This is a genomic window from Oceaniferula spumae, assembly GCF_042849255.1.
GTDB lineage: Bacteria > Verrucomicrobiota > Verrucomicrobiia > Verrucomicrobiales > Akkermansiaceae > Oceaniferula > Oceaniferula spumae.
Window position 1 is genome coordinate 3,032,198 of the sequence record NZ_AP026866.1, and the last position, 23,739, is coordinate 3,055,936.

General features: G+C 52.3%; 21 protein-coding genes. 8 read left to right on the forward strand and 13 right to left on the reverse strand.

Annotated features, from left to right (window positions below):
• Positions 1-53: 53 nt before the first annotated feature.
• From ACSPJT_RS12805 to ACSPJT_RS12820, 4 genes are all read right to left on the reverse strand, one after another.
• Entirely contained in the window at positions 54-1,460 is a 1,407-nt protein-coding gene (locus tag ACSPJT_RS12805; RefSeq protein ID WP_435892950.1) for a DUF1552 domain-containing protein, read from the reverse strand.
• 13 nt (positions 1,461-1,473) lie between these two features.
• A complete protein-coding gene (locus ACSPJT_RS12810; protein ID WP_435892951.1) occupies positions 1,474-3,351 on the reverse strand; it encodes a DUF1592 domain-containing protein in 1,878 nt (625 codons plus the stop codon).
• 61 nt (positions 3,352-3,412) lie between these two features.
• Complete coding sequence (locus ACSPJT_RS12815) at positions 3,413-4,168, reverse strand: 3-keto-disaccharide hydrolase (protein WP_435892952.1); 756 nt, start codon at positions 4,166-4,168, stop codon at positions 3,413-3,415.
• A gap of 7 nt (positions 4,169-4,175) precedes the next feature.
• Entirely contained in the window at positions 4,176-5,519 is a 1,344-nt protein-coding gene (locus tag ACSPJT_RS12820) for a Gfo/Idh/MocA family protein (protein ID WP_435892953.1), read from the reverse strand.
• Here ACSPJT_RS12820 and ACSPJT_RS12825 point away from each other — a divergent pair.
• On the forward strand, positions 5,518-7,230 hold the full coding sequence (locus ACSPJT_RS12825) for a BCCT family transporter (RefSeq protein WP_435892954.1): 1,713 nt from the start codon (positions 5,518-5,520) through the stop codon (positions 7,228-7,230). The genes ACSPJT_RS12820 and ACSPJT_RS12825 overlap by 2 nt on opposite strands.
• A 7-nt stretch (positions 7,231-7,237) precedes the next feature.
• On the opposite strand, the gene ACSPJT_RS12830 is transcribed toward ACSPJT_RS12825, so the two are convergent.
• Complete coding sequence (locus ACSPJT_RS12830) at positions 7,238-8,506, reverse strand: DNA polymerase Y family protein (protein ID WP_435892955.1); 1,269 nt, start codon at positions 8,504-8,506, stop codon at positions 7,238-7,240.
• A 98-nt stretch (positions 8,507-8,604) separates the two neighbouring features.
• Between ACSPJT_RS12830 and ACSPJT_RS12835 the strand changes: the two genes are divergently transcribed.
• Entirely contained in the window at positions 8,605-9,456 is an 852-nt protein-coding gene (locus tag ACSPJT_RS12835; protein ID WP_435892956.1) for an alpha/beta hydrolase, read from the forward strand.
• Between the two features lie 223 nt (positions 9,457-9,679).
• On the opposite strand, the gene ACSPJT_RS12840 is transcribed toward ACSPJT_RS12835, so the two are convergent.
• From ACSPJT_RS12840 to ACSPJT_RS12870, 7 genes are all read right to left on the reverse strand, one after another.
• A complete protein-coding gene (locus tag ACSPJT_RS12840) occupies positions 9,680-10,063 on the reverse strand; it encodes a Dabb family protein (protein ID WP_435892957.1) in 384 nt (127 codons plus the stop codon).
• 20 nt (positions 10,064-10,083) lie between these two features.
• Positions 10,084-10,701, reverse strand: a complete 618-nt coding sequence (locus ACSPJT_RS12845; RefSeq protein WP_435892958.1) for an N-acetylmuramoyl-L-alanine amidase family protein — start codon at positions 10,699-10,701, stop codon at positions 10,084-10,086.
• A gap of 322 nt (positions 10,702-11,023) precedes the next feature.
• The gene (gene pssA / locus ACSPJT_RS12850) at positions 11,024-11,845 is read right to left on the reverse strand and encodes a CDP-diacylglycerol--serine O-phosphatidyltransferase (RefSeq protein WP_435892959.1); all 822 of its coding nucleotides are present in this window, start codon (positions 11,843-11,845) and stop codon (positions 11,024-11,026) included.
• 67 nt (positions 11,846-11,912) lie between these two features.
• A complete protein-coding gene (locus ACSPJT_RS12855) occupies positions 11,913-12,944 on the reverse strand; it encodes an MlaD family protein (RefSeq protein ID WP_435892960.1) in 1,032 nt (343 codons plus the stop codon).
• A gap of 68 nt (positions 12,945-13,012) precedes the next feature.
• The gene (locus ACSPJT_RS12860) at positions 13,013-13,813 is read right to left on the reverse strand and encodes an ABC transporter ATP-binding protein (protein WP_435892961.1); all 801 of its coding nucleotides are present in this window, start codon (positions 13,811-13,813) and stop codon (positions 13,013-13,015) included.
• Between the two features lie 18 nt (positions 13,814-13,831).
• Complete coding sequence (locus ACSPJT_RS12865; RefSeq protein WP_435892962.1) at positions 13,832-14,833, reverse strand: tRNA dihydrouridine synthase; 1,002 nt, start codon at positions 14,831-14,833, stop codon at positions 13,832-13,834.
• A 62-nt stretch (positions 14,834-14,895) separates the two neighbouring features.
• The gene (locus tag ACSPJT_RS12870) at positions 14,896-15,732 is read right to left on the reverse strand and encodes a DNA-methyltransferase (protein ID WP_435892963.1); all 837 of its coding nucleotides are present in this window, start codon (positions 15,730-15,732) and stop codon (positions 14,896-14,898) included.
• A gap of 105 nt (positions 15,733-15,837) precedes the next feature.
• On the opposite strand from ACSPJT_RS12870, the gene ACSPJT_RS12875 reads away from it, so the two are divergent.
• The gene (locus tag ACSPJT_RS12875) at positions 15,838-16,473 is read left to right on the forward strand and encodes a TetR/AcrR family transcriptional regulator (RefSeq protein WP_435892964.1); all 636 of its coding nucleotides are present in this window, start codon (positions 15,838-15,840) and stop codon (positions 16,471-16,473) included.
• Positions 16,474-16,479: 6 nt separating this feature from the next.
• Positions 16,480-16,935, forward strand: a complete 456-nt coding sequence (tsaE, locus tag ACSPJT_RS12880) for a tRNA (adenosine(37)-N6)-threonylcarbamoyltransferase complex ATPase subunit type 1 TsaE (protein ID WP_435892965.1) — start codon at positions 16,480-16,482, stop codon at positions 16,933-16,935.
• 29 nt (positions 16,936-16,964) lie between these two features.
• On the opposite strand, the gene ACSPJT_RS12885 is transcribed toward tsaE, so the two are convergent.
• A complete protein-coding gene (locus ACSPJT_RS12885) occupies positions 16,965-17,720 on the reverse strand; it encodes an O-antigen ligase family protein (protein WP_435892966.1) in 756 nt (251 codons plus the stop codon).
• A 994-nt stretch (positions 17,721-18,714) separates the two neighbouring features.
• On the opposite strand from ACSPJT_RS12885, the gene ACSPJT_RS12890 reads away from it, so the two are divergent.
• The 4 genes from ACSPJT_RS12890 (at position 18,715) to ACSPJT_RS12905 (ending at position 23,676) form a co-directional block, all read left to right on the forward strand.
• Positions 18,715-19,968, forward strand: a complete 1,254-nt coding sequence (locus tag ACSPJT_RS12890; RefSeq protein WP_435892967.1) for a porin — start codon at positions 18,715-18,717, stop codon at positions 19,966-19,968.
• 70 nt (positions 19,969-20,038) lie between these two features.
• Positions 20,039-20,581, forward strand: coding sequence for a hypothetical protein (locus tag ACSPJT_RS12895; RefSeq protein WP_435892968.1), 543 nt, complete (start codon positions 20,039-20,041; stop codon positions 20,579-20,581).
• A gap of 107 nt (positions 20,582-20,688) precedes the next feature.
• Positions 20,689-21,471 (forward strand): polysaccharide biosynthesis/export family protein, encoded by a 783-nt coding sequence (locus tag ACSPJT_RS12900; protein WP_435892969.1) that lies wholly within the window; start codon positions 20,689-20,691, stop codon positions 21,469-21,471.
• Between the two features lie 135 nt (positions 21,472-21,606).
• The gene (locus tag ACSPJT_RS12905) at positions 21,607-23,676 is read left to right on the forward strand and encodes a polysaccharide biosynthesis tyrosine autokinase (protein WP_435892970.1); all 2,070 of its coding nucleotides are present in this window, start codon (positions 21,607-21,609) and stop codon (positions 23,674-23,676) included.
• The last annotated feature ends 63 nt before the right edge of the window (positions 23,677-23,739 follow it).

Consider the following 23,739-nt stretch of genomic DNA (forward strand, 5'->3'; position numbering starts at 1 on the left):
TAAATGCTGCGGTTTTTTCTGTCCGAGTGTCTGTAGGTGCCAGCGACAATAGGCTACCCCAAGCCAGGCAGTTCGCTGGTCGCATCGCCGATTTGTTTCACTGGGGCGCCGACGCGTTTGAGCATGCCGTGGTAGAGACCGCAGAGTGGGGTTCCTTTTTTGTGAGCGAGATGGCGGCCTGTTTTCAGAGTGCCGCCGGCCTTGCCTGCGACGACGGTAGGAATGTCATGAGGACTGTGGGCGTTGCCATCGCGGATGCCGGAGCCGAACAAGACCATGGAGTTGTCTAACAGTGTTCCGTTACCTTCTTTGATTTTTTTCATCTGGTCTAACAGGTAGCCGTATTGTTCCACGTGCCAGGTGTTGATGCGCTGATATTGATCGAGCTGTTTCTCGTTTTTCTTATGGTGGGAAAGCTGGTGGTGGCCACCGCTGACACCGTCAAGGAAGGAGAAGTTTTTACCACTGACGGCATTGCCGAACATGAAGGTGGAGACGCGGGTGGCGTCCGCCCAGAAGGCGAGTACCATCAGGTCCATCATCAGTCTAACATGATCGGTGTGATTGAAGCGTGGCATCGAGTGCAGTTCTTCTTCGCGGGTGGCCTTGCCCATGGTTTTGGAAATCCGCTGGTCGATCTCCTGCATGCGCTTGAGCACATCCTCAGGTAGGTTATTTCCGGCACGGAGTTCATTGGCCTCGTGTTCGATGCGGCGTTCTACTTCACGGACACTTTGCAGATATTCATCGATCTTCTGTTTGTCGTGTTCACCGAGTTGCTTTTGTAATTTCTTGGCATCCTCGTTAACCAGATCCAGCACGGACTTTTCCTCACTGGCGCGCATGTTGTCCATTTTAGAACGCGATCTGAAGAGGCGATCAAACGCCACACGCGGGTTGATTTCACATGGTAGGGGAGCGGTAGGAGCTTTCCAGGCAATGTGGGAAGCGTAGAGGCGGGTGTAGTTGACATTGGTGTCCACGCCATTGGCGGTGCGCTCGCAGCCGAGTTCGAGCGAGGGCAGCTTTGTGTCGCGCCCAATGCTGCGGGCGGCAATCTGATCGATGGAAACACCATTGGCATTGATGTCAGAACCAGTGGTCTTGGTGATGGTGGTTCCCGTCAACCAACCGGCGGTTTTTACATAGTGACCATCACCGGTGAACGAGGCTTTGTTAGAAAGTCCGCTGAGCACGAGGATGTCATCCTTTAATGATTCCAGAGGGCTGAGGATGGGTGAGAGTGTTGGGTTGTTCTTGGATCCGGTGGGAGTCCATTTGTCGGGCCTAACACCGTTGGCCATGAACAGGCAGGCCATGCGCACGGGAGTTGCGCTGCCTTCGCTGGCGGCGCAGAGTGGTGCCATGGCTTCGAGGAATGGCAGTGCCATGGTGGCGCCGATGCCCTTGAGCATGGTGCGGCGTGGAATTTGCCAGTTGTTGCGTTGGATGTTGGCCATGATGTTTTATTTTCTAACGAGATGAACTGCGGTGTTGGAACGGATGGGATTCGGCGATGGCGATGATCAGAGTTTGCATCCGATAGTTGTCGGCTTTCAGCTTTTTCAACAGATCACTGACAACGGGTTCATCGTAATATTCGAGTGGACGACCTAGCGCGTAGGCTAGCATTTTCAGGCAGAGGTTGCGAGCGATCTTGTCCTTGTCCTTCATGAGGATGGTTTTCAGCTCGGCAGGGGTGGAGAATTTGGTTCCGTCCGGCAGCTCGGCTTCGGAGTCGACGGCCTTGCCGTTCACCCCTGTGGAACGCCAGCGGCCAATGGGATCGTAGTTCTCCAGACCGAAGCCCAGCGGATCGATCTGCGCATGGCAGCCGGCGCACTTCGCCTTGCTACGGTGGATTTCCAGCTGTTTGCGGAAACTGAGGCCCTCGGATGATTTGTCGTCCGCCGGTAGTTCGCCAGCGTCAGGCGGCGGTGGCGGAGGCGTGATGCCGAGCATGGTTTCCAGAATCCACTTACCGCGTTTCACCGGACTGGTGCGGAGCGGCAGCGAGGTGGAAACCAGCACGCTGCCCATGCCGATGACACCTCCACGGTTCTGGTCTGTGATGGCCACTTTCTTCACCCGGGCTCCCGTGACGCCTGGGATGCCGTAGTGCTGGGCAAGCTCGGCGTTTAGAAAGGCGTAGTCGGCATGAATCAGTTCGGTGATCGGCCGGTTCTGGCGCACGAGGTGATTGAAGAACGCAACCGATTCATAATACATCGATGCCCGCAGCGACTGGGTGAAGCGAGGGAAGCGCTTTTTATCCGGCTCGGCGCGATCGATGAGGTCGTCGAAACCGATCCATTGTCCGGCGAAGTGGCGGGCCATGGCGACGGATTTTTTCGAGGCCAGCATGCGATGAATTTGCTGACGCAGCACCTTGGGATCGCGCAGTTTTCCCTCGTCGGCGAGTTTGAACAGCTCTGGATCAGGCATGGATGACCAGAGGAAATAGGAGAGTCGGGTGGCGAGTTCGAAGTCGGTCAGTGCCCATTCCTTTTTGTCTTTCTCATCATGCTGGATGCGGAAAAGGAACTTGGGATTGACTAACAACGATGTCAGCGGCGTGCGCAATGAGTTCTCGAACGAGGTGCCCTTTTTCAAGCGCTCCTCGAAAGCGTCTAACAGTGGCTTGAGGTCAGAGTCATCGACGCGCCGGCGAAAGGCCAGCGAGGCGTGGTAGTTCAGCACCGAGCGTGCGGCCTTGCGTGGATCTTTTTTCTGCTCCTCGGCGCTGACAAAGATCACCTTCTTGCGGAGTTTATCGCTCTTGTAAACAGCCTCGATCACCTTGCCGGCTGCCTTGAGGTAACTTTCCATCAGCACCGGGGGGACGAAGAGTGTGTCCGCCGTGTTATCGAAGCCCTCGCCGCCAGAGGCATCGGCTGGAAAGTTTTTACCGGGCAAAAAATCCACGCCGAAGAGATCGCGCACCGTGTAGTTATACTCGTTCCGATTGAGCCGACGAATGGTCACCCGGCCGGCGTTCTTCGGCAGGTCTCCGGACTCGATGAGTTTCAGCAAGTGGCTGATGCTTTGTTGCAGCAGCAGCTTCTCCTTGGTGCTGGGGAAATGGTCGGCCTCGAATGGAGGCATGTCATCATCCACCACCTGGGCGGAGATTTTTTCCAGCAGCTTGTGGGACCGGAGCGCCTGATCGATGGTCAGCAGATTGTGAAAAGTGATGCCGGCTTCCTGTTTCTCCTCGCCATGGCACTCATAACAATACTTGCGCAGTACCGGCACCGCATCGCTAGGGAAATACGGCTCCGCCCCGACCTGTGAAAACAGGCAGGAAAATACGGCAGCGGCCAATGAGGGCGTGACGGGGCGAAATGGCATCCAAGTAGAAACGTTTCCAGACGAGGGCTTCTTACACAAGCTAGCTCATCATGCAGGGTCTTTAGTCGTTGCTTTTTGAATAGGGCAACACGGTGATGTCTTTGAAACGGATCAGTATCTGATCGCGGGAGTGGAGTTGCAGTGCGATGTGGCCCTTCATGCCGACATTGGCTTTCTGGTGATGCTCGTCGGTGAGCACCTTGCTGCCATCGAAGTCTGTGATCTGCACGCCATTGAGCCAGGTGGTGATCTGGGTGCCAATGCAACGGATTTTCAGATCATTCCACACATCTTTCTCCTCGGTGGCATAGTGGAATTTCCAGCCGTCGGGTCGGCCATTAGGGAATGCCTGTTTTTCCGAAAGCTGGTGGCTGGGACGGACCGGGGAGATCCAGTGCTGCACACCTCTGGTTTCATCGTAAATAAAGCCAGTGCGCCAGGGTGCCGGCGGATGGATGTCGATCTGCGGGCCGTTGAGCCAGCCTTGGCCATCGTCCGGATTCCAGCGCGAGCGGATTTGGATACCGGAGTTTCCTTTTTTGGCTTCGAAGCATTGCAGCTTCAGACGCAGTTCGAAGTCGGCGAACTCTTTTTCATGGATCAGCCAGACGTAGTTGTGTTTGCCATCGCTGCGGGAGTCGCACTGGATGGCGCCGTTGTGAACGCTCCAGTATTTTTTCCCTTGGTCTTTTGGTAGGCAGTGAACGTTCCAACCTGAGAGTGTTTTACCGTCGAAGATGGACAGAGGTTTGGGTTCGGTGGCCTTGTCTTGAGCGGATAGAGGCAGTGCGAGTGCGAGGAGGAGTAAGTGTTTCATGAATTTGTTAGATGATGGCTGATGAGAGCATTTTGTTTCCGAGGTCGGAGTTGGTGAATTGGCCGGTCTTGCCGTTCCAGTTCAGGCGTTTGCCGGGCAGGCGCTGGGCGATGACTCCTAGCAGAACCATTTCTGTTAGTCCGGCGGAGTAGTCGAAATGGGAGGATGCTTGGTTGATGTCACCACGAATCGCGGCGAACCAATCCTTGGTGTGGTCTTGCCCCTTCACTCGGCGGTATTTTTTCTCAGCGTTCAGAGGTTTGACTTTTCCTTCGGAAATACAGGCGATTTTGGCTGCATGGCTATCGGACATGACAAATTCCTTGTCGCCGAAATACAAAGCGCCGCCGCTGTTGTTTCCAAAGGCGAGTTTGGTATCTCCTAACACCTCGGGAGTGGGAGGAACGCTCTTGCCGCCGCCATCCCACCATTTCACCGTGACTGTGGCTTTGCCATTGCGTGCGGGGAAATGGAAGGTCACTTCGGAGCGATCTGGAAATGCGACGTCCGTGCCCCCCTCGGCCGTGGCTTCCACCCAGTCCGGTGCGCCAAGTTCCAAGGCGTAGTAGGCCGGGTCAAGAATGTGGCAACCCATGTCGCCGAGACTGCCGCAGCCCCACATGGTCCAGCCACGCCACAGGAACGGGAGGTAGGCTTCATTGTAGCCGATGTCCGGACCGACTCCTGATTTCCACAGATTCCAGTCGAGCTCTTTAGGCACGTTTTTCGTCTCCGGTAATTCCTTCATGCCTTGTTTCCACCAGCCGTGGGGTCGGTTGGTCCAAGTGTGGATTTCCTTCACATCGCCGAGCAAGCCGGCGTCGACCCATTCCTTGAGCTGGCGGATGCTGTCTTTGGAATGCCCCTGGTTGCCCATCTGGGTTTTGACTCCGGCTTTTTTGGCCGCCGCCTGAAGTGCGCGGGTATCGGCGACGGTTTGGCAGAGTGGTTTCTCCACGTAAACGTGTTTGCCCAGTTTGACTGCCTCGATGGCAGCGGCGTAGTGCGCGTGATCTGGGCTGGCGACGGTGACCGCATCGATCTTGTCACCCATCTTTTCTAACATCTCTGTGTGGCTGGTGAAATGGGGCACCTGTGAGTGTTGTTTGAATGATGCTTGGGCGCGGCGCAGATCGACATCACAGAGGGCGACGATTTGTTCGCTCTTGCAGCTGTTCATGACTGCTCGGCCACGACCACCGACGCCGACACAAGCGACCTGAATTTTTCCGTTAGGTGAGACTCGCTTGCCCTGCTGCGCGTAGATTCCGCTCGGAAGGATGGTCAGAATACCGAAAGCGGCAGAGCGTTTGATGAAATCGCGGCGTTGGATGTTTTGATTTTCAGGCATGGCAATAAATAGATACGTGAGATTAGCCGGTCTCTCGCAGATGAAAAATTATTTCTTTGGTGCCGGAGGGGTTATTTGTTTGGCTGGTTACATGCCAGACGAGGATGATGAAAAGTTGCTGCCTGATGTGGGGGCTGATTATGTGAAGTGTGGGCGGTTTGAATTTCATCCGGTGGTGTTCCCTGTGTCGGCGATCTTGGTGTTGCTTTTCACCGTGGCCGGTGCGTGGTGGGCGGTGTCTGAGCCGGGTGTGGCTGCTGAGGGGGCGGGGAGGTTGAAGAACTGGATGTGTGACTCGTTTGGTTGGTTCTTCGTGTTGACGGTGAATGTGCTGTTGGTGGTCACCTTGGTGTTAGGTTTTTCAAAACTGGGGCGTGTCAGGTTGGGTGGCATGGGCGCGAAGCCGAAGTTTTCTACGTTCAGTTGGTTGGCGATGCTGTTTTCCGCGGGCATGGGGATCGGTCTGGTTTTTTGGTCGGTGGCAGAGCCGATGATGCATTTCCAAAGTCCGGTGGGTGGCGAAGCGGCTGGCTCCAAGGAGGCTGCCAAGGCGGCGATGCGCATGACTTTTTTCCACTGGGGGTTGCACGCCTGGGGAGTGTTCGCGGTCATCGGAGCGGCGATCGCTTATTTTTCCTACAACAAGGGACTGCCACTGACGATCCGGTCGACATTTTATCCCCTGTTAGGCGAGCGGGTGCGGGGGCCGTGGGGCAATGCCATCGATGTGCTGGCTGTGCTGGGAACTCTTTTCGGCGTAGCCACGTCACTGGGGCTCGGGGTGCAGCAGGTCAACGCGGGGCTGAGCTATCTGGCACCCAGCGTGGTGGCTGGGGCGGGTGAAACTGGTGAGGGAACAAGTCTCGGGCTGAGCGGAACCTGGGTGCAGATTCTACTCATCGGAGTGATTACGGCGATTGCTACCGTATCGGTGGTGAGTGGTTTGACGAAAGGGATCAAGTATCTCTCGGTGGCGAACTTGGTGGTGGCTGGGTTGCTTCTAACAGGCGTGTTTTTGTTAGGAGACTCCATCCGACTATTGGACGCCTTTGTTCAGAATGTGGGTGGATATTTGGCAAATCTGGTGCGGATGTCATTCTGGACCGAAGCCTATGCCGCGGCTGAGCAGGGGAAAGCTGGCTGGCAGAACGGCTGGACGATTTTTTACTGGGCCTGGTGGATCTCGTGGAGCCCTTTTGTAGGGATGTTTATTGCCCGCATTTCTTATGGCCGCACCATGCGGGAGTTTGCTCTGGGGGTGCTGTTTGTGCCGGTGTTGATTACCTTTGTTTGGATGACGGTGTTCGGTGATACGGCTTTGTTTTTAGACATGTTCGGGCATGGGGAAATCGGTGCAGCGGTGAAAAAAGATGTCAGCACGGCCTTGTTTGCTCTGCTGGGGCACTTTCCTCTGTCGGTGCTGACAAGTGTGGTTGCGATGCTGGTGATCGTGATCTTTTTCGTCACCAGCTCGGATTCCGGATCGTTAGTGATCGATACCATTACGGCCGGCGGGCATCCTAAGCCGCCGGTGGTGCAGAAGGTTTTCTGGGCGTTGTTAGAGGGTGGAGTGGCAGCGGTATTGCTGCTCTCGGGAGGCCTGAATGCCTTGCAGACGGCGGCGATTGTCACCGGATTACCATTTGCCGCGGTGCTTTTGCTGATGGCGTGGAGTTTGATCCGGGCGTTGCGGCAGGAGCGGGTGGAGTAGGTGACTTTTAATCCGCCTCGACATCGAGATCCGGAATATGGCCGAAGGAAATACGCATTGGTGCAGCTTCCATGGCTCCGTGAGCTCCGCCGAGGTAGACGGACTGTCGCCCAAATTTGCTGGTGATTTTATCCATCGCTTCGGTGACGGCGTGGCGTCTGGCATCGTCCTTCTCCGCTGGCTCTTCCTCCAGCGCCATATTCTCCTGCACCAGCTGGGTGAAGAGGGAAGGTGTGTAATTTCCGGCATGAATCAAGCGGCCTAAGACCATGGAGATCTTTAACATCGGCTCGGCTTGGTGGGGTCTCATTTTCCACAGTCGACTGGCACAACGAGCCAGCGTCAGAGCGTCATCGGTGGCTTCGATTCTGATTTCCTCAGCCCAGTGGCCTCCGCGTAGGTAACGCAGGGAAACGGAAAAACTGCACGCCAGCATACCGTGATGCCGAAGCCGCTGCCCTGCCTTCTGGGTGAGCTTGTGTAGCACGGCGTGGGCTTCTGCAGGTGGACGCTTTTCGGGTGCCAGCACGTGACTGTGGCCGACGCTGTGTCGCTCGGTCTCGACGTCTGGCACCTCGTGACCGCGGAGCTGAAGCCAGAGCCGATCTCCCTCGATGCTGCCCCACGCGGTGTGAAGTTTCCGCCGACCAGCCAGGCAGAGCGATCTAACATCATGGATGCCGTGGGCGTGTAGGCGCAGTTCCATGGCACGTCCCACGCCGTGCATATCGCGGAGTTCCAGTTCGTGGAGAATTTCCGGTAGGTCACAGGCTTGGATGACTAACAGTCCATTTGGTTTGCGCATTTTGGATGCCATCTTGGCGAGCCATCTGTTGGGTGCGATACCGATGGAGCTGTTGATCCATGGGCCTACCTGTTCGTGGATGGCCGCCTTGATATTGTGGGCAATCTGCACAGTGGTCTCTGTTTCTCGCAGATTATAAGGCAGCCAGCACCACATTTCATCAATCGAGAGCACGGCCTCGACATGGATGCAACTCTCTACGGCGGCGACCAATCGGTGATGGAGTTCGACGTAACGGGCTGGTTGCGCCTCGACAATATGAATGCCGGGGCAGAGCTTTCGTGCATCGCTGACACGGGTGCCAGTTTTGATCCCATGCGCCTTGGCTTCATAACTGGCGGCGATGCAGCAGGAGCTTTCCGCCATCACAGGAGCCACACCTACGGGCTTTCCACGGAGAAATGGCTGCATGTGCTGCTCCGCTGAAGCGAAGTAGGCATCAAAATCAACAAATAAGGCACTGAGATCCATCTTTAAAACTGTTCAAAAGAACAATATTAAATAGAGGGGCGAAAGCAAGTAATTCTTGTCGCGTGACACCTGCTGCCGGAGATGCTGCAATGTCGTCCATGAAGATCCTTACCTTTTACCTTATTATGATCAGTGCGTTGACGGCCGAGCCAGTGAAGCTGTGGCCTGGTTTAGCTCCGGGAGAAAAAGCGGCGCGTGATGAAAAGGTGGTCAAAAAGGGCGATGGAATCAAACGCATCAGCGAAGTCACGCAACCGACACTGGAGGTATACCATGCGAAAAAGGAAAAGGCGACCGGTGCCGCCGTGTTGGTCTGCCCGGGCGGAGGTTACAACATTCTCGCGATCGATCACGAAGGAACCGAACTCTGCCGCTGGCTGAGTGATAACGGCATAACCGGAGTGCTGCTGAAATATCGTGTGCCACGGAGAAAAAATCAGGAAAAACACGAGGCCCCTCTGCAAGACGCCCAGCGTGCGATGACAATGATCCGTTTCAATGCCAAGGCCTGGGGGATCGATCCGGAAAAAATAGGCGTCATGGGTTTCTCCGCAGGAGGTCATTTGGCGGCCACGCTGATGGGTGACCCCAGGCGCGATTATCCGGATGAGGAAAAATACAAAAGTGTCAGTAGCAGACCCGACTTCGGCATCCTGATTTACCCCGCTTACTTGCAAAAAGGAAAAAGCAACACCGAGCTAGCTCCGGAGTTGAACTTCACCAAGGACAGCCAACCGGTATTCATCGCGGTGGCGAAAAATGATCCCTATTACCCAAGCAGTGCTTTGTTAAATACCAAGCTCAAGGAGCTTGGAGCCTCCGTGGAAACGCATGTCTTTGAGACCGGTGGTCACGGCTTCGGCATGGCTACCAAGCGAGGAAGCCCAGAAGCCAAGACTTGGCCTGATCTTTGCTTGCAATGGATGAAAAAGCAGGGAGTTCTAAAATAAAAAACAGGATCGCCCATCAGTCAGCAAAGTGTTCCCCAACGGGGAACCTCATATCAGCCTGGGGAGAATCCCCAGGTCGAATTGCCTAGTAAGAGTTTCTGGCTGAAGGCCAGATTTATAGCCGAGCTTATGAAACTGGCCTTCAGCCAGAGAAGGTGATCGACCCAATTAACCCACGGATTCTCCGTGGGCTGATATGAAATTCCCCGTTGGGGAAGGCTGGCTATTGTGCGACGAAGTCGAACACAAAGACGTCGTCTAACAATGGTTTGAGCTGTTTGACGAAGGCTTGGTGGGCTGCATGAGGAATGTAGACATCCAGACCGGCTTTGTCCGCGAAGGTGACCACGAAGCAGTGGGTAAATCCCTTGGCCTTTTCTTTGTCGCCGACACTGGTGCCCCACTCGTAGCCTTTGATCGTGTCGATCTTCGAGGGAAGTTCTCCAAAAGCTTTTTCGATCGCCTTGATCTGCTCGGGCGTGGCATCTGCCTTGAACTTGAAACAGACAACGTGGCGGAAATTGGCTTTCTTTTCCCCGTGGTGATCGGCAAAAGCGCTGAGAAGGCTGGCGAAGGTAAGGGCGAGTATCAGTGTTATGGTTTTCATAGATTGTGTTAGGCTCCGGTTTATTTACCGAAGTTTTTATAAGCAAGAATGCCATCGGCGATAGCTTGGGCACAGTTGTTTTGGTAGCTGGAGCTCATGCAGCGTTTGCGTTCCACCGAGTTACTGATGTATCCGCATTCGATGAGCACGGCAGGGCAGTTCGTGCGGCGTAGCACGGCGAGATCCTTGCGCTGTCGTGTATCACGGTTGCGCATTTTCAAGCGACTGAGCATCCGCAAGTGGATGTGGGCGGCCAGCTTGCTGCCCTCGGTGCCGTAATAATAAGTTTCCACACCGTGGTAGACCGTACTCCTGTGGGCATTGAAATGAATACTAACAAAAACGCAGTTCTTATAGCGATTGGCAATGGCAGCGCGATTGGTAAGGGAAACAAACACATCGCTGCGGCGAGTCATCGTCACGGCCATGCCCTTTTTCTTCAGCAGGGCCTCGGTTTTTTTTGCGACAGATAGAGCGAGCGTTTTCTCATACACACTGCCACGATGCGAGCCCTTGTCCTTTCCGCCATGGCCGGCATCTATGATCACCCTGGTGATGTGGCGAGCTTGGGACAGCTGACAGAGGGCGAGAAGTAAAACAATGGGGATGGCCGTGCGGAGGGTAGAGAGGGGGCTCATGGATAAAAAGGGATGGAGGATCGTGTCGGTCGGCAACAAACATACGCACTCTAGGATCAGAATATATCAAGTCAACCAGTTAGCCTGAGCGGAAACCTTGTCCACTTGGGATATGACCGCGCCTCATGATGTTGGAGTAGGATAAAAATACACATTTTGAGATGGAGTTCCTTCATCATCGGTCATCTGATGAAGCTCGTGTTTGCCCCCATTCGAATGAGTAGGCTCCACTGCCAGACGTTGATTGAAAGCCTGTATTGACAGCAAACTCAGCGAGGCGGAGTGACCATGAAAAAATGGCCTAACCGAATGGATTTCTGGATCAATTCGAGTCCTCACTGTCCAGCCCGTGCTCGATGCTGCGTCGCCAATTTTTGGAAATCAGCGGACGGGCAAGGCCGTAGATGAGATAGACTGAGAAGATCACCGTGGGGGTATACCAGCGGGTTTGCTCGTTGAGCAGAAGCACGATGATGATGGCACCACCGATGATGCCCCAGAGCGTGCCCTTGGTCTGCAGGTCGATTTTTTTGAAGCTGGGATAATTGACGTTGCTGATCATCAGGGCGGAAAGTCCGAGCATGGCAGCACCGAGCACGTAGTTCCAGTAGCCGAGATCGCTGCCGCGGTCGTTTTTACTGAAGTAGATCAGTAGGAAAGTAATGGAGGCGATGAAGCCGGCCGCCATCGGGATGGGGATGCCGCGGAAGTCATTGGAGTCGCCTTCTTTCTTGGGCATGTTCGCCAAGCAGTTGAAGCGCGCCAAGCGCATGGCGCCACAGAGCAGATAGATAAAGGCAATCGCCCAACCAATCCTACTGGGAAGGTTGAACAGAACCGCTTTCGAGACTAACAGGGCGGGTGCCATGCCGAAAGAAACCACATCAGCAATGGAGTCAAACTCTTGCCCGAATGGAGACTCCTGACCGCCCATGCGTGCGAGGCGACCGTCCAGAAGATCAAACAGGCAGGATCCGAAGATCAGCAAAATCGCTTTTTCATAAAATGGATAAGCGGCGGCGAAATCAGCCTCGTTGATGCCCTTGAAAATGGTAAGCACGGCGAAAAATCCACAGCACAGGTTACCCGCTGTCATGAGATTAGGCAGCAGGTAGATGCGGGGTTCTTGAGGGTCTTTTTCCATGTGGGTCTGAGTGGGTTGCGAGTGCGCGCGCACTGCTTACAAGTGACTGGTGCAGAATGTCCAGCGTCTAACGTCTGCTGCCGCGGAATTTATTGCGCGGATCGCGTTCCTCCTTGGTGGAATCATCACGGTAGCGGAGAATGCCGTAGCGCTTGAGGTTACGGACGAAATCTTTGGCGTTGGAGCCGGTTTCTTTATCGTAGGCCATGGCTCCGACCAGGCCGTTTTTATTCTGGAGGGCGTCCATGGTTTCCTCAGCTTTGCCGGCGGCGCGGCTGATGCTTTGCACGGCCTTGGGCAGTCCGCGCAGGGCGGGTTCGATATTTTTTATCTCCTTCTGGGCATCGACAAACAGATTGTCAGCCGTGTCGGCGGCCTTGCGCAGGCTGGTGAAGGTTTTTTTGGCTTCGGTAATCGTAGGGTTCAATTCCTTAGAGGCCACGCTGATGTCCTTGCTGGCTTCGTCGAGGTTGGCGATGGCTTTGCTCAGGTGGTCGAGGTTTTCATCTGAGAGGAATTTCGTGTTCACCTTTTCCATGGTGACGTTGAGGTTTTCGCCCACGGTTTTGATTTCAACCAGAGCCTCATCGATTTTTTTGAAGGTCTCCTTGGCGTCCTTGATCATCTGACTGGCGTCTTTAGCGATGTTTTCGGCGTCCGACTTGATGGCATCAAAGCCTCCTGCCCCTGCGCCCATGATGGTTTCGCCCGATTGGAAAAATTCACCGCTCTCGTTCTCCGGCGGTGTGACATCGATGAATTTGTCCCCGAGAAGGCCGGAGGAGCCGACCTGGAAAGTCGAGTTGCGAGGGATTTTGACATCGTCACGGATGCGCATTTCCATCTTCACCGAGCTGGTTGCCACTCCGGTGACAAGCTCAGGAGTGGTGGCTACCCGGCCGACTTTGGCACCGCGTAATCTGACATCACTTCCTTTGATAATGCCCGCAGTGTCTGGAAATTCGATGTAGAGCGGATAGTGATCGGTGAACCTGTCACCGAAGCGCCCGAACTGAACGATCAAGACACCAAGCAGCAGCAGGCCAATCAGAACAAAAAGTCCGGCCGTGGTTTCGCGTCGTTTTTCCCGTGCGGGCATGGTGGTAGTTTCCCTTGGATTGTTGTTGGATGCAAGAGACAATCGTGGTGAGGACCCGTGTCAGAAAATTAGTGTGCCGTGTCGCTGGCCCACTTTTTGCCAGAGTTGTCGATTCCTGAGAGGAATTGCACCAGTACCGCATCCTCGCTCGTTTTCATCTCGACCGGTGTGCCCTGCCAGTAAACCTCGCCGTCTTTCATGAAAACAATCCGGTCGGCGATCCGGAAAACGCTGCGCAGTTCGTGGGTGATCACGATGTTGGTGATCCCATGTTCATGCTGCAGGCGTTTGATCAATCGGTCAATGGAGTCGGCAGTGACGGGATCGAGGCCGGCGTGAGGTTCATCATAACAGACGCAAGCCGGGCGATCGACAATAGCTCGAGCCAATGCCACCCGTTTTCTCATTCCACCTGACAGATCGGAGGGCATGGTTTCTTCCTGCCCGGGCAGACGAACGATTTCAAGAACCTCCGCCACGCGATGGTTGATTTGCTTGAGATCTTTGATTCCGGCTTCACGCAGAGGAAACGCGATGTTCTGGGCGACATTCATGGAGTCGAAAAGGGCTCCGTTTTGAAACATCATCCCCACCTTCTTGCGAACCGGGCCGAGCTCGCGCTCACTCATGTGGGAAATTTCGATGCCGTCGATCTTCACACTGCCCTCGTCAGGCTGCATGAGGCCGAGCATGTGCTTGACCATCACGCTCTTGCCTCCGCCGGAGGTGCCGAGCATGCAGAGGGTCTCACCAGGGTAGACATCGAGGTCGGCTCCCTTGAGAACATGTTTTTCTCCAAAATACCGGTGCAGGCCACGAACACTGATCAGTGGTTCGTCGCGGGCTTTGTCTTCAGGTATCTCTGGCACAGAGAGAGGGATAACACGTTAACTGTCTCTGCGCAATGCATCGAATCCACAGAACAGCTTGGATTCGAGGGGTGGGCGCACAGGTAGCGGGTCATGAGGGTTGAGAAAATCACGGCAAATACCTTGGAACTCATCCTCGGTGGTGGCACGGCGTATCTTGAATTCGAAATCCTCATCAAGCCCTTGTGCGATGTAGACCATGTATTTCTTCATTCGGTTAACATGCTTGCGCTCCTCGAAACTTCCTTGGCCTGACCGTTGTTGATAGGCGGCGAGCTCCTGATAGAGATCCATGATGTATTCTAACAAGTCGTGCTTGGTGATGGTTTTCGGCTCCTCGCCGGTCCACGCCGCACGCAGCTGATCGAAGATCCAGGGATTGCGTATCGCACCGCGACCAATCATGAGTCCCGCAGCACCGGTGCGCTCTATCAGGCCGGTGCCTGTCTCGACATCCACCACGTTTCCATTTGCGATGACCGGACAGTCCATCTGCTCGACTGCACGCTGGATGCAGTCGGTATGAATCGGGGTTCGATATCGTTCCAGCACCGTTCTGCCGTGGATGGTCAGGGTGTCGATGCCGTAGCATTTGAAAATTTCCAGCAGCTCGTCAAACTCCTCGTGCGTGTGATAGCCGACTCTGGTTTTGACGGTGAATTTCCCAGAGATGGCTTCACGCAAAGCGCCTAACATATCACGGAGATGGTCGGTTTTCCTCAGTAAACCACCGCCCGCATCTTTGCGACAAACGACAGGCGCAGGGCAGCCGAGGTTGAGATCGACGCCTGCTACCGGGTAGGCTAACAGCTCCTTGGCGCAGCGGACTAACGAGTCAATATCCTGACCAATCATCTGGGCAAAGACAGGCCGACCCGTATGGCTCTCGGTAATACTCCGGAGGATGTGTTTCTCCAGATTGTAGGCGGCATGTACGCGGAAATACTCAGTCACGTAAATGTCCGGTCCGCCGAAGCGCTGCATCACGCGCATGAATGGCAGATCAGTCACGTCCTGCATGGGCGCTAATGCGAGCTTTGGGAGGTTGACAGTGGAGTTGTCGATGGTGGATTGTTGTTTTGTTAGGAGTGCTCGGAAAGATCTTCTTTTTCCACGAGGAGTCTCTCCTTGGTGACTTCGAGATAGTCCTCATCGATATCGAAACCCATGTAGGAGGAGATGTTAGAACGGAGCGCTGCCACAGCCGAGGTGCCGATGCCGTTGAAGGGGTCTAACATATTGGTAGTCTCGCCCTTGCCATGAAGTCGAATACACTGCTGGACGAGGCCGACAGGGAAAGTAGCCGGATGAGGGCGCTCCTTGGCGCGGCTCTGAATCGTGTCGTAGGGAATGAACCAGGTGTTTCCACGGCAGCGCTTGTCCTCACCACCAGTATGGCCCCATCGGTTGATGTTGGATTTATCCGCGTAGGGAACACCGGCGCCACGGCGATCGAGCTGAACAGTGCCGGTTTTGCTCAGATGGAAAACGTATTCGTGGCAGTCGTTGACGTAACGTTGGCTATTGATCGGTTTGAAATGACCCGCGCTGATGGTTTCTCCGCCGCGAGTTTCGACACTGATGGATTTCACCCAGTGAAAGGTGTTCTGTAGGATAAAAAGGGGATTATCCCCATCGGTCAAAGCGAGTAGCAGTTGATGTGGCAACAGTGGATTCTTCGGAGCCGCTCCCACATTGAGAAAAAAGGAAGCGTCGACAGCCATCACTCTTTTTACCTCCGCAGCCCATTCCAGACACCAGGTGATGAAAGAGTTCCTATCCTTGGTGTCTTGGTAAGTATTATAGTCGATACCAAGATTATACGGTGGAGAGGTAACCACTAGATCGGTTTCACCGCTCGGCATCCGAGTCATGCCCTCGAGGCAATCATTATGGATGAGCTGAATGGTGGTGGGCATGGTGCAGGCTTTGCACATTCGCTAACCGAAAGAAAGTCCGGAGTTGATTAATACGGTCGTTTAACCTTGACCCTGCGTATTTGCGGAGCTAGGAATTCGGGCCAAGTGGATACTCGAGAAGAAATATTGAAGGCCGCATGGAATCTGTTTGCAGAACGTGGATTTGAGGATGTGTCTGTGCGCGATGTCACCAATGCAGCAGGTGTGAACCTGGCAAGTGTGAGTTATCACTTCGGTGGTAAAGAGGGGCTGATTCAGGAAACAGTGAAGCTGTGCATGAATCCGATCAATGAGTACAGGATCAAGCTCTTGAAGGAGGCTGTCGCGGAATTTGGCAGTGCCGATAAGGTGCCACTGGAAAGAATCATGATCGCCTTGATGCGCCCGGCTGTTCTCCCGGAGGAGTGTGGTGTTCGGGCCGGACTGATGCTCAGGCTCGTGGCGCGGTATTTGATCGAATCGGATTACAATATCCCCTCAGTCAGCCGGAATTTATACACGGATGTCTTCAGAACTTTCGCGGAGGCACTCAAGAGTCATTACCCAGATCTAACGGCCAAGCAAATTGTCAAACGTATCGTATTTGCCTCAGGCACAGTGGTTTATTACCACGGTTTGGGCAAGGTGGCGATGCAGCTCAGTTCCGGCACTCAAGAGGACGTCGGCGAAATCGATCGCGAGGAAATGCTATCGGATGTTGTCGAGTTCACCATTCACGGTTTCGGTGGTAAACCTAAGTAATTCCATATGGATTTACGAACAGCGCTGAACGCATGTGATCATCAGGTGAACTCACCTGAGGAAATGATCGATCTGGGCAAACGTCTGGCGCAGGAAATACGGCGCGGAACCGTGATTGCACTACTAGGCGGCCTCGGGGCAGGGAAAACGCATTTGACCAAGGGCATCGCAGAGGGGCTCGGCTGCACCAGCGAAGTGACCAGCCCCACATTTTCGCTAGCTCACGAATACAGGGGAGGGCAGATACCACTTTTCCACTTTGATTTCTATCGCATGGAATCCGAAGGCGAGGTGTTACGAATCGGCTGGGACGAATACATCGATGAAAACGGAGCCATCGTGGTCGAGTGGCCAAACAAATTCCCAGAGCTTCTGCCGCCAGACACGATCTGGCTACAGATCGAAACTCTGCCGGGAGAGCAAAGTGGTCGGCGGGTGCATACAGTGGATTATGCCAAGTAGGGGGTGATCTGGCCCTGCCGGTAATGGGGTCAGGACCGGCGAATGGTTTCAATTTCTCTGCCACGAAGATCGGAGGATGCCCACGCGACCCCCAGCAGAGCCGAGAAAATGACAGCAATCGATTCGATTTGGAATGGAAAATCGATCAACGCATGCAGCATGCAGATGACAATCGCGATCAGATAACCTCGCATCAAAATGACCCGGTTTTTGCTATGTTCCTGTTTGTGAGCGACAACTTCACGCGTTAGCATAAACACCCCGCCGCCAAGAATGACGGCAAAAGCCGAGGTTCCCAGCCATCCCCATTCCACCAGAGTCTGTAAGTAGTCGTTGTGGGCGTAGACATAGATGCCGACGACATCATGGTCTCCCACGAAATAAGGGAACAAGGGGTAAAAAGAGCCCGGCCCATAACCAAGAGCCCCCCATTCCTCATCCTGCATCATCTCAATCTGCACGGCATTGGTAGCCCCACGCCCAGCCAACGAAGCAAAATCCCCCTCAGCAGCCTCCTGCCAGCGAAGCACCATAGTGCCAGCAAAGCTGAGTATGGCAATCAGCGCGATGCATAAGATCGTGACGGTTACAAGATTGCGCTCCAGCCGCTCATTACCAGGGAAATACGCAGCAGATCTGCGATAAGCGAGAATCACGGCCCTTCTGTTGCACCACAGCCATGCGGCAAGGGTCAAGAGGGCTAACAAAGTTCCCGTTTTGGATCCCGTGGAGACGGCAGCAGTTGTCAAAATAATGATGCCCAAGAGGTAGAGTATGGTTCGCATAACGCTTAGCCATGCCATCTTTGATTCAGGGTTTTTATTGGTAGGGGTTAGGAAAATTGAGAGCCCTAAGGCTAGAGCTATATTGAGAAGGCTCGCAGCAATGCCAGGGCTGCGGTATGGGCCAAAGAACAATTTTCGTTCGATGCTCGCATATTCAGTTAACCAGTAGACACCTTTAGCGTCGGTCCATCTTTGAGTGAGGCCAACTAAGGCGACAGTAACCCCTGTCCAGAAAACAGTTACAGCTATCAACCTGCTCCATGATGGTTTGGAGATAATCAATGATCGGACTCCAAAAATGAGAGCGAGGCAAGGAAAGATGTAGGAAAGGCGATCCCAAGCTTCAGCCTTGTCAGGACTACCTGACAAGGACGGAAACGGCTGATTCTCTAGTGATCTCACTGACCATGGAGCTGCACCGGAAATATTCTCGCTGTGTCTGGAAAATTCGCCCCAAGTATTGAACCACATCCAACACCCTTGGATGATGATCAGGATAATGGGGATAATAAGTGCCCATGAGAGTCTTGTGCTGTGATCAGCAGAGCCGAAAAAATTTTTAAAAATAAGAAGAAGTGCTGCGGACGAACAGCAATAGATCAGAGGCCACCTCCAGTGTCCGAAATAGGAACCGACAAGCAAGGGGCCGATCACAATTGAGCCCAGTAAAAGCAAACAACATAAAGCAGTTAAAATATCAGCTGCGCCGAACTGAAATCCTCCACGAGCTTGCATAGTGCGCTGTTGTGTCCGCTGTTTGACGTGCTTCCTGCTATCCACGGAGAGGAGACTGCCCAGCGTGATTACGAAGATCAAGCCCTGCTATTGGCGGCGACGAATTTAATTCAAGATGAAACGTTTGTATATAACCATGTCTAGAGCTGATGCGGCTGGATGGGATAAGTCAGTGCCATTTGAAAAAAAGATTGACCGAAGCGGGGTAAGCTAACAGGATGACTCGCGGTCGAAAAAGGCTAGCCAACAACAACTCAACATGAAGATTTCATTTTCCTCCTACACAGGTCTCACGGCTCAGATCCTAGCATTGGTAGCTCTGCAAGGTGGTGCGAGCGCTCAAACACTGAACGATGTGCACCCACAGGGTTTGTTCAACACCCCGCAACCAGGTATTGACGCTCCTTTGACACGGACTCCAGCCGATGCCACGTCGCTGAAGGATCACTTCCATTTGTCCGCAAGTGCGGGGGTTCGTTATGAAGACAACATCTTTCTGACCAGCACAAACGAGAAGTCTGACGTGATCACCACGATATCCGCGACTTTGAGATTTGTTTCTGCGGAGGATGGAGCTGCTGAAAATACTTTCTCAGTTGCTTACTCACCAAGCTACAGTATGTATGCTAGCGACTCTGATAGTAACAACTTGGGTCATGCTTTGACGTTTACGCTGGGCAAGGAAATGCCGAAAACCAGCATCAGATTCAATTTGAGTTATAGCAAAAGCTCCGGAAGTAATCGTTTTGTCAGTGGGATTGTAGACCACGGTTCACTGAATGCCGGTTTATCCATCTCACACCTGCTTACTGGAAAAACGAGCCTGAATCTCGGGTTTGGATATGGTTTCGACAATTTTGGCAATGGAGCCTTGTTCGATAACAATTCTTACAATGTTCGTCTCGGCCTCAGGTATCAGGCGACCGGCAAAATATCCGTAGGTCCTTATGTGAGTTATCGGAACACTGATTTGAGCGATGGTGGCGGTAGTTTTGATCAGGCAGTCTATGGTTATGGAGTCAGCGCGACGTATCGTGTAACAGGTAAGACCACTTTGACAGGTAGTATTGGTGGAAGCACGAATTCTTTTTCAGACAGTGGATCAGGTAGTGATGAGTCGGCCCTGACATGGAGCATTGGTGCAAATCATCAAATCTCTGAAAAGACGAGCATTCGAGCCTCATTTTATCGAAATTACAAAGCCTCATATACATTCGAAGATGCTGGGTATTTGGCAACTGGATTAGCTCTGAGCGCCACACACACTGTGTCAGATCGTTTGTCGTTGTATGCGACAGTCACATACGAAAATGACGATTATTTTAGAGCCACCAATTCTTCTTACAGACTCGAAGAAGATTACTACTCACTCGTGTTGGGCAGCAATTACCGTTTTTCGAACGGCTTGTCAGTAGGTGCGAACGCCAAGTATCAAACGAATGATAGTACTCAAGCATTGAACGAGTTTGATGGATTGAGTTTTGGAATTACCGCAAGCTACAACTTCTGGTAACCTAATTACCTAATTCAAGGATTGATAAATTAATTTACACGCATATTCTACTAAAACCCACAAAGAAACCATGAAGCTTAAAAAGTCATTTTCAATTACATCTCAAATATTCTTGCTTGCTAGCTTATTGGCGGTGGTTGGATTTTCTGCCACTAACACCTATGCTGGCCCGCCATCGGCTGTGACTAAATCAAAATCAGCCGCCACAATTCTAGTCAAGGTGCCTGAGGGCGGGAAGGCTGTCACATACACTTTGGGCGGGAAAACATGGAAAGTTGAGCCCGGCCAGTCTGCGGTTCTCCCAATAGGCGCAACAAAGATTCATCTCCCTGCAGGAACCATTCTCATCGCATCCATACCTTCTGCAAAAAGTATGGCCCCCGTCGAATATCCATACACAGTCAAAAATCCAATCACCTTGGACGCACTCACTCCTGAGGCGATCGCAGCCAATTCGGATTCCATTGTTCCAGGCACACTGCCTACCAGAAATCCATTGTTGCCTTCCCCTACGCTCAGAGACTTGATCGATGCTGTGAACAGCGCAGGCACCAATACAGTGAACCCTACTAATGTTATGGGGGATGAAGTTACGGACGGTAATCAACCGTAACTTCCCTGGAACATTTGGTTGTTGTAGTCTTTGCGTTTCGCTAGGCTGTCTAAACCAATATATATTACTCCAAACCAATGTATAGACACCTAGTAGTAACTTGTCTGATGCTCTTAATGACGTTGGTCACTAATGCAGCAGAATATCGCCTCCAGCAGACCGATGTCATTCGTATGACGATTTATCAGGAGGATGACATGACTACAGAAGCGCTCATCGGAAAGTCGGGGAGTGTTTCCTTTCCGCTTATCGGCCCAGTAGAAGTAAAAGGGCTTACGGTGGATGAAGTGGCTAAGACTGTTAAAGATCTTTACGAGAAAGATTATTTCGTAGATCCGATGGTTAGCGTGGTCGTTGTCACATACGCCAAGAAATGGGTGAGTATCTCAGGGGCAGTGGAAAACCCAGGGAATGTGGCTTATCCTGAGGAAGGAGCTTTAAATTTAGCATCGGCGGTAGCGATGGCTGGCGGTATAGCTGCTGATGGAAATAGTCGTAGCATCACGGTGGCGCGTAAAAAGGGTGGCGTGGCTCGTTACAGCTTGTCTGAAAGTGGTAAAATAACGCTTCTACCAGGTGATACGGTGATTGTTCCCAGGTTGCCCCTGCCTCAGGCGGTCGTGGAAAAAACGGCTACAATATCCGGAGAAGTTAGGAACCCGGGTAACATAAAGTTACCCAAGTCAGGAAAAGTGGATATTTTGACTGCCATCGCTCAAGCTGGTGGGTTTAGTAAGATAGCTAATCAGAAGGAGTGTATTGTTCAGCGTAAAACCACCTCTGGACATCGGGCCATGACCGTTAACTTAAAGGATGTAAGGAACGGAAGATCTACGATGGTTTTCGTTTACGAAGGGGACATTGTGATTATCAAGGAAAGCCGATTCTAATTACGGTTTTTCTAATGTTTTTTGACCACCCTTCAAGCATGTATTTGCTTGTCTTTCTTGCTGTAAGACACTACCCCATTTCTCCCATCAAATACAATCCCTCCTTGGTGTCTTTAACAGACCCTCAATAGTAAAATGAACGATTTTGCCGACGATCACGACGAGTTATCACAAGAAGTTAAGCCGAAAAACATAAAGGGGGGCATGACGCGTCTTCGGATCGTACTGTCGCGCTGGTGGTTGATGCTCATTTTTGGAATCTTGGGTTATGTTATTGCCCTTTATACCCTCTCAATCGCTGAACCTAGTAACAAGGCTCGGGCAACTCTTGAGGTTGTTACGAAGAAAAGACAGTTGGTTGGTTCTGAACTTGAGCAAGATAAGCTCAGGATGGAACAAATGATGATCACATTGGCAAATAAATTAGTCGGACCGAGCCAGTTGACCAAGGTGGTTAATAGTCCTAAAATTCAAGCCATTGAAAAAGCTGTACCACCGGAATTTTCCTTCAAACCCAAGTATTGGCGCACTAAAGAGGAGCTTAGATACCGCACAGCTGCTGAGGCTAGCACTCCCGAGGTAGTAAAAATGATTACCGGAAACCTGCAGATTTCGCCCAGGCCTGGAACCTCGCTCATCGATATTACGGTTACTCATAAGGACTCAACAACTGCAGTCACCATTGCAGATGCCATTATGGAAGCCTATTTGGATTCCGAGTCGAAGAGGAAGAGTGGTGGTACAACTGAAGCATTCAAAATTCTCCGTGCCGAAGCAAATAATGCAGAGGCTGATCTTGAAGCAGCTCGTCGCGCGATGTCAGCTTATAATGCTGTGATGTCGACGAACACTTTGATGCAACAAAAAAGCGACGAGATTATCAAACTCAAACAAAGATACAAAGCGAAACATCCGAAACTAGTAGATGCAGTTTCGATGGAAGAGGAGTTGAAGCGTCGATTTCGAGGGGAAGTAAATTCTGTTTTAAATAGTCCCAGCGAACTTGAATTCTGGTCACAATATAGGGATCAGATGACTGAATACGAAGCATCGATTAAAAAAGCTGAAGCCGAGCAATCAGAGGAGGCCATTGAACAAGCCAAAGTAGCGGAAGCGAATTGGTTTATGCTTGTACAGCGAGCCTTATCATCCCGTGCCGGTCTTCTTCAGAGTCGGATTAGCACAAAACAGGCACTTTACGATACTATAACGAAGCGGATTACAGAAATCGATGTCGCCGAAGAGAACGATGAAGGCGAGATCAAGATTGCCGAACCGGCATATCCAAGTGGTAACGTTCAAATCGATAAATACACTCGACTCGTACAAGGCTCAGTGGGGGGTGTGTTGGCTGGTTTGGCTTTAGCGTATCTATTAAGCCTGATGGATTATAAAGTATACGACGTTCGAACGACTGAGGAGGCGATTGGATTACCTTGTTTGGCAGCTGTCCCTGAAAGCGATGTTTTCGATATTGAAGAGGAATGGACGAACGTCTTAGAGGCAGAACCAAATAGTTCCAATGCGGAAGCCATTCGAAATTTACGAGCATCCGTCACCCTCTTGGGGAAAGCAGAACGCCATAAATGCCTGCTCGTTACTAGTGCGGTACCGGGGGAAGGTAAAACAACCATAGCGTCCGAACTTGCAGCGGCTTTTGCTTTGAGTGAACAGAAGACTTTGTTGATCGATATGGATTTGCGAAAACCCCGCGTCCACACACTGTTTCCGAAGCTGAATGATTCTTTAGGCATGGCAGATGTGTTAGCTGGACAAACGGAGTTGGGTAAAGTGATTCAGAGAACTAGTGTTGATCGTCTTCATGTCATCTGTGCAGGTAGTAAGGCCCCCAACCCTTCGGAACTGCTTCAAGATGATGATATCGCGAAAATCATCACCAAACTATGTGAGCATTATGATCGGGTAATCATCGATAGCCCCCCGGTTTTGCCAGTGAGTGATACCCGATTATTGGTAGGTCACGTACAGACGGTCATAATGGTTGTGCGTGCCATGAAAGCTCCTGTTGGAGCCATCATGCGTGCAAAAGAGCTTCTTCAACAAGCTGATGCACCACTTGTTGGCGTAGTTATCAACGGGATGAAACAAAAACACATGGGCGCAGCCTACTTTGGTTATAGAGGCTATGGTGAATATGGGGCAGATGCTTATGGCGGCTATTATGAAGATGACCGCACGGCCTGAATATGGGCTACTAAATTTTTTGCTTTCAGATATTCACAGTACCAAACTGATGAATGATTAGGT

Excerpts from the sequence above, each read along its gene's own strand:
- ACSPJT_RS12840 (WP_435892957.1), bottom strand. The coding sequence starts at position 10,063 with ATGAAAACCATAACACTGATACTCGCCCTTACCTTCGCCAGCCTTCTC.
- ACSPJT_RS12895 (WP_435892968.1), top strand. The coding sequence starts at position 20,039 with ATGAAGCTTAAAAAGTCATTTTCAATTACATCTCAAATATTCTTGCTT.
- ACSPJT_RS12865 (WP_435892962.1), bottom strand. The coding sequence starts at position 14,833 with ATGCAGGACGTGACTGATCTGCCATTCATGCGCGTGATGCAGCGCTTC.
- ACSPJT_RS12845 (WP_435892958.1), bottom strand. The coding sequence starts at position 10,701 with ATGAGCCCCCTCTCTACCCTCCGCACGGCCATCCCCATTGTTTTACTT.
- ACSPJT_RS12855 (WP_435892960.1), bottom strand. The coding sequence starts at position 12,944 with ATGCCCGCACGGGAAAAACGACGCGAAACCACGGCCGGACTTTTTGTT.
- ACSPJT_RS12810 (WP_435892951.1), bottom strand. The coding sequence starts at position 3,351 with ATGCCATTTCGCCCCGTCACGCCCTCATTGGCCGCTGCCGTATTTTCC.
- ACSPJT_RS12805 (WP_435892950.1), bottom strand. The coding sequence starts at position 1,460 with ATGGCCAACATCCAACGCAACAACTGGCAAATTCCACGCCGCACCATG.
- ACSPJT_RS12905 (WP_435892970.1), top strand. The coding sequence starts at position 21,607 with ATGAACGATTTTGCCGACGATCACGACGAGTTATCACAAGAAGTTAAG.
- pssA (WP_435892959.1), bottom strand. The coding sequence starts at position 11,845 with ATGGAAAAAGACCCTCAAGAACCCCGCATCTACCTGCTGCCTAATCTC.
- tsaE (WP_435892965.1), top strand. The coding sequence starts at position 16,480 with ATGGATTTACGAACAGCGCTGAACGCATGTGATCATCAGGTGAACTCA.
- ACSPJT_RS12885 (WP_435892966.1), bottom strand. The coding sequence starts at position 17,720 with ATGCGAACCATACTCTACCTCTTGGGCATCATTATTTTGACAACTGCT.
- ACSPJT_RS12900 (WP_435892969.1), top strand. The coding sequence starts at position 20,689 with ATGCTCTTAATGACGTTGGTCACTAATGCAGCAGAATATCGCCTCCAG.
- ACSPJT_RS12835 (WP_435892956.1), top strand. The coding sequence starts at position 8,605 with ATGAAGATCCTTACCTTTTACCTTATTATGATCAGTGCGTTGACGGCC.
- ACSPJT_RS12825 (WP_435892954.1), top strand. The coding sequence starts at position 5,518 with ATGGCAATAAATAGATACGTGAGATTAGCCGGTCTCTCGCAGATGAAA.
- ACSPJT_RS12815 (WP_435892952.1), bottom strand. The coding sequence starts at position 4,168 with ATGAAACACTTACTCCTCCTCGCACTCGCACTGCCTCTATCCGCTCAA.
- ACSPJT_RS12820 (WP_435892953.1), bottom strand. The coding sequence starts at position 5,519 with ATGCCTGAAAATCAAAACATCCAACGCCGCGATTTCATCAAACGCTCT.
- ACSPJT_RS12870 (WP_435892963.1), bottom strand. The coding sequence starts at position 15,732 with ATGCCCACCACCATTCAGCTCATCCATAATGATTGCCTCGAGGGCATG.
- ACSPJT_RS12830 (WP_435892955.1), bottom strand. The coding sequence starts at position 8,506 with ATGGATCTCAGTGCCTTATTTGTTGATTTTGATGCCTACTTCGCTTCA.
- ACSPJT_RS12890 (WP_435892967.1), top strand. The coding sequence starts at position 18,715 with ATGAAGATTTCATTTTCCTCCTACACAGGTCTCACGGCTCAGATCCTA.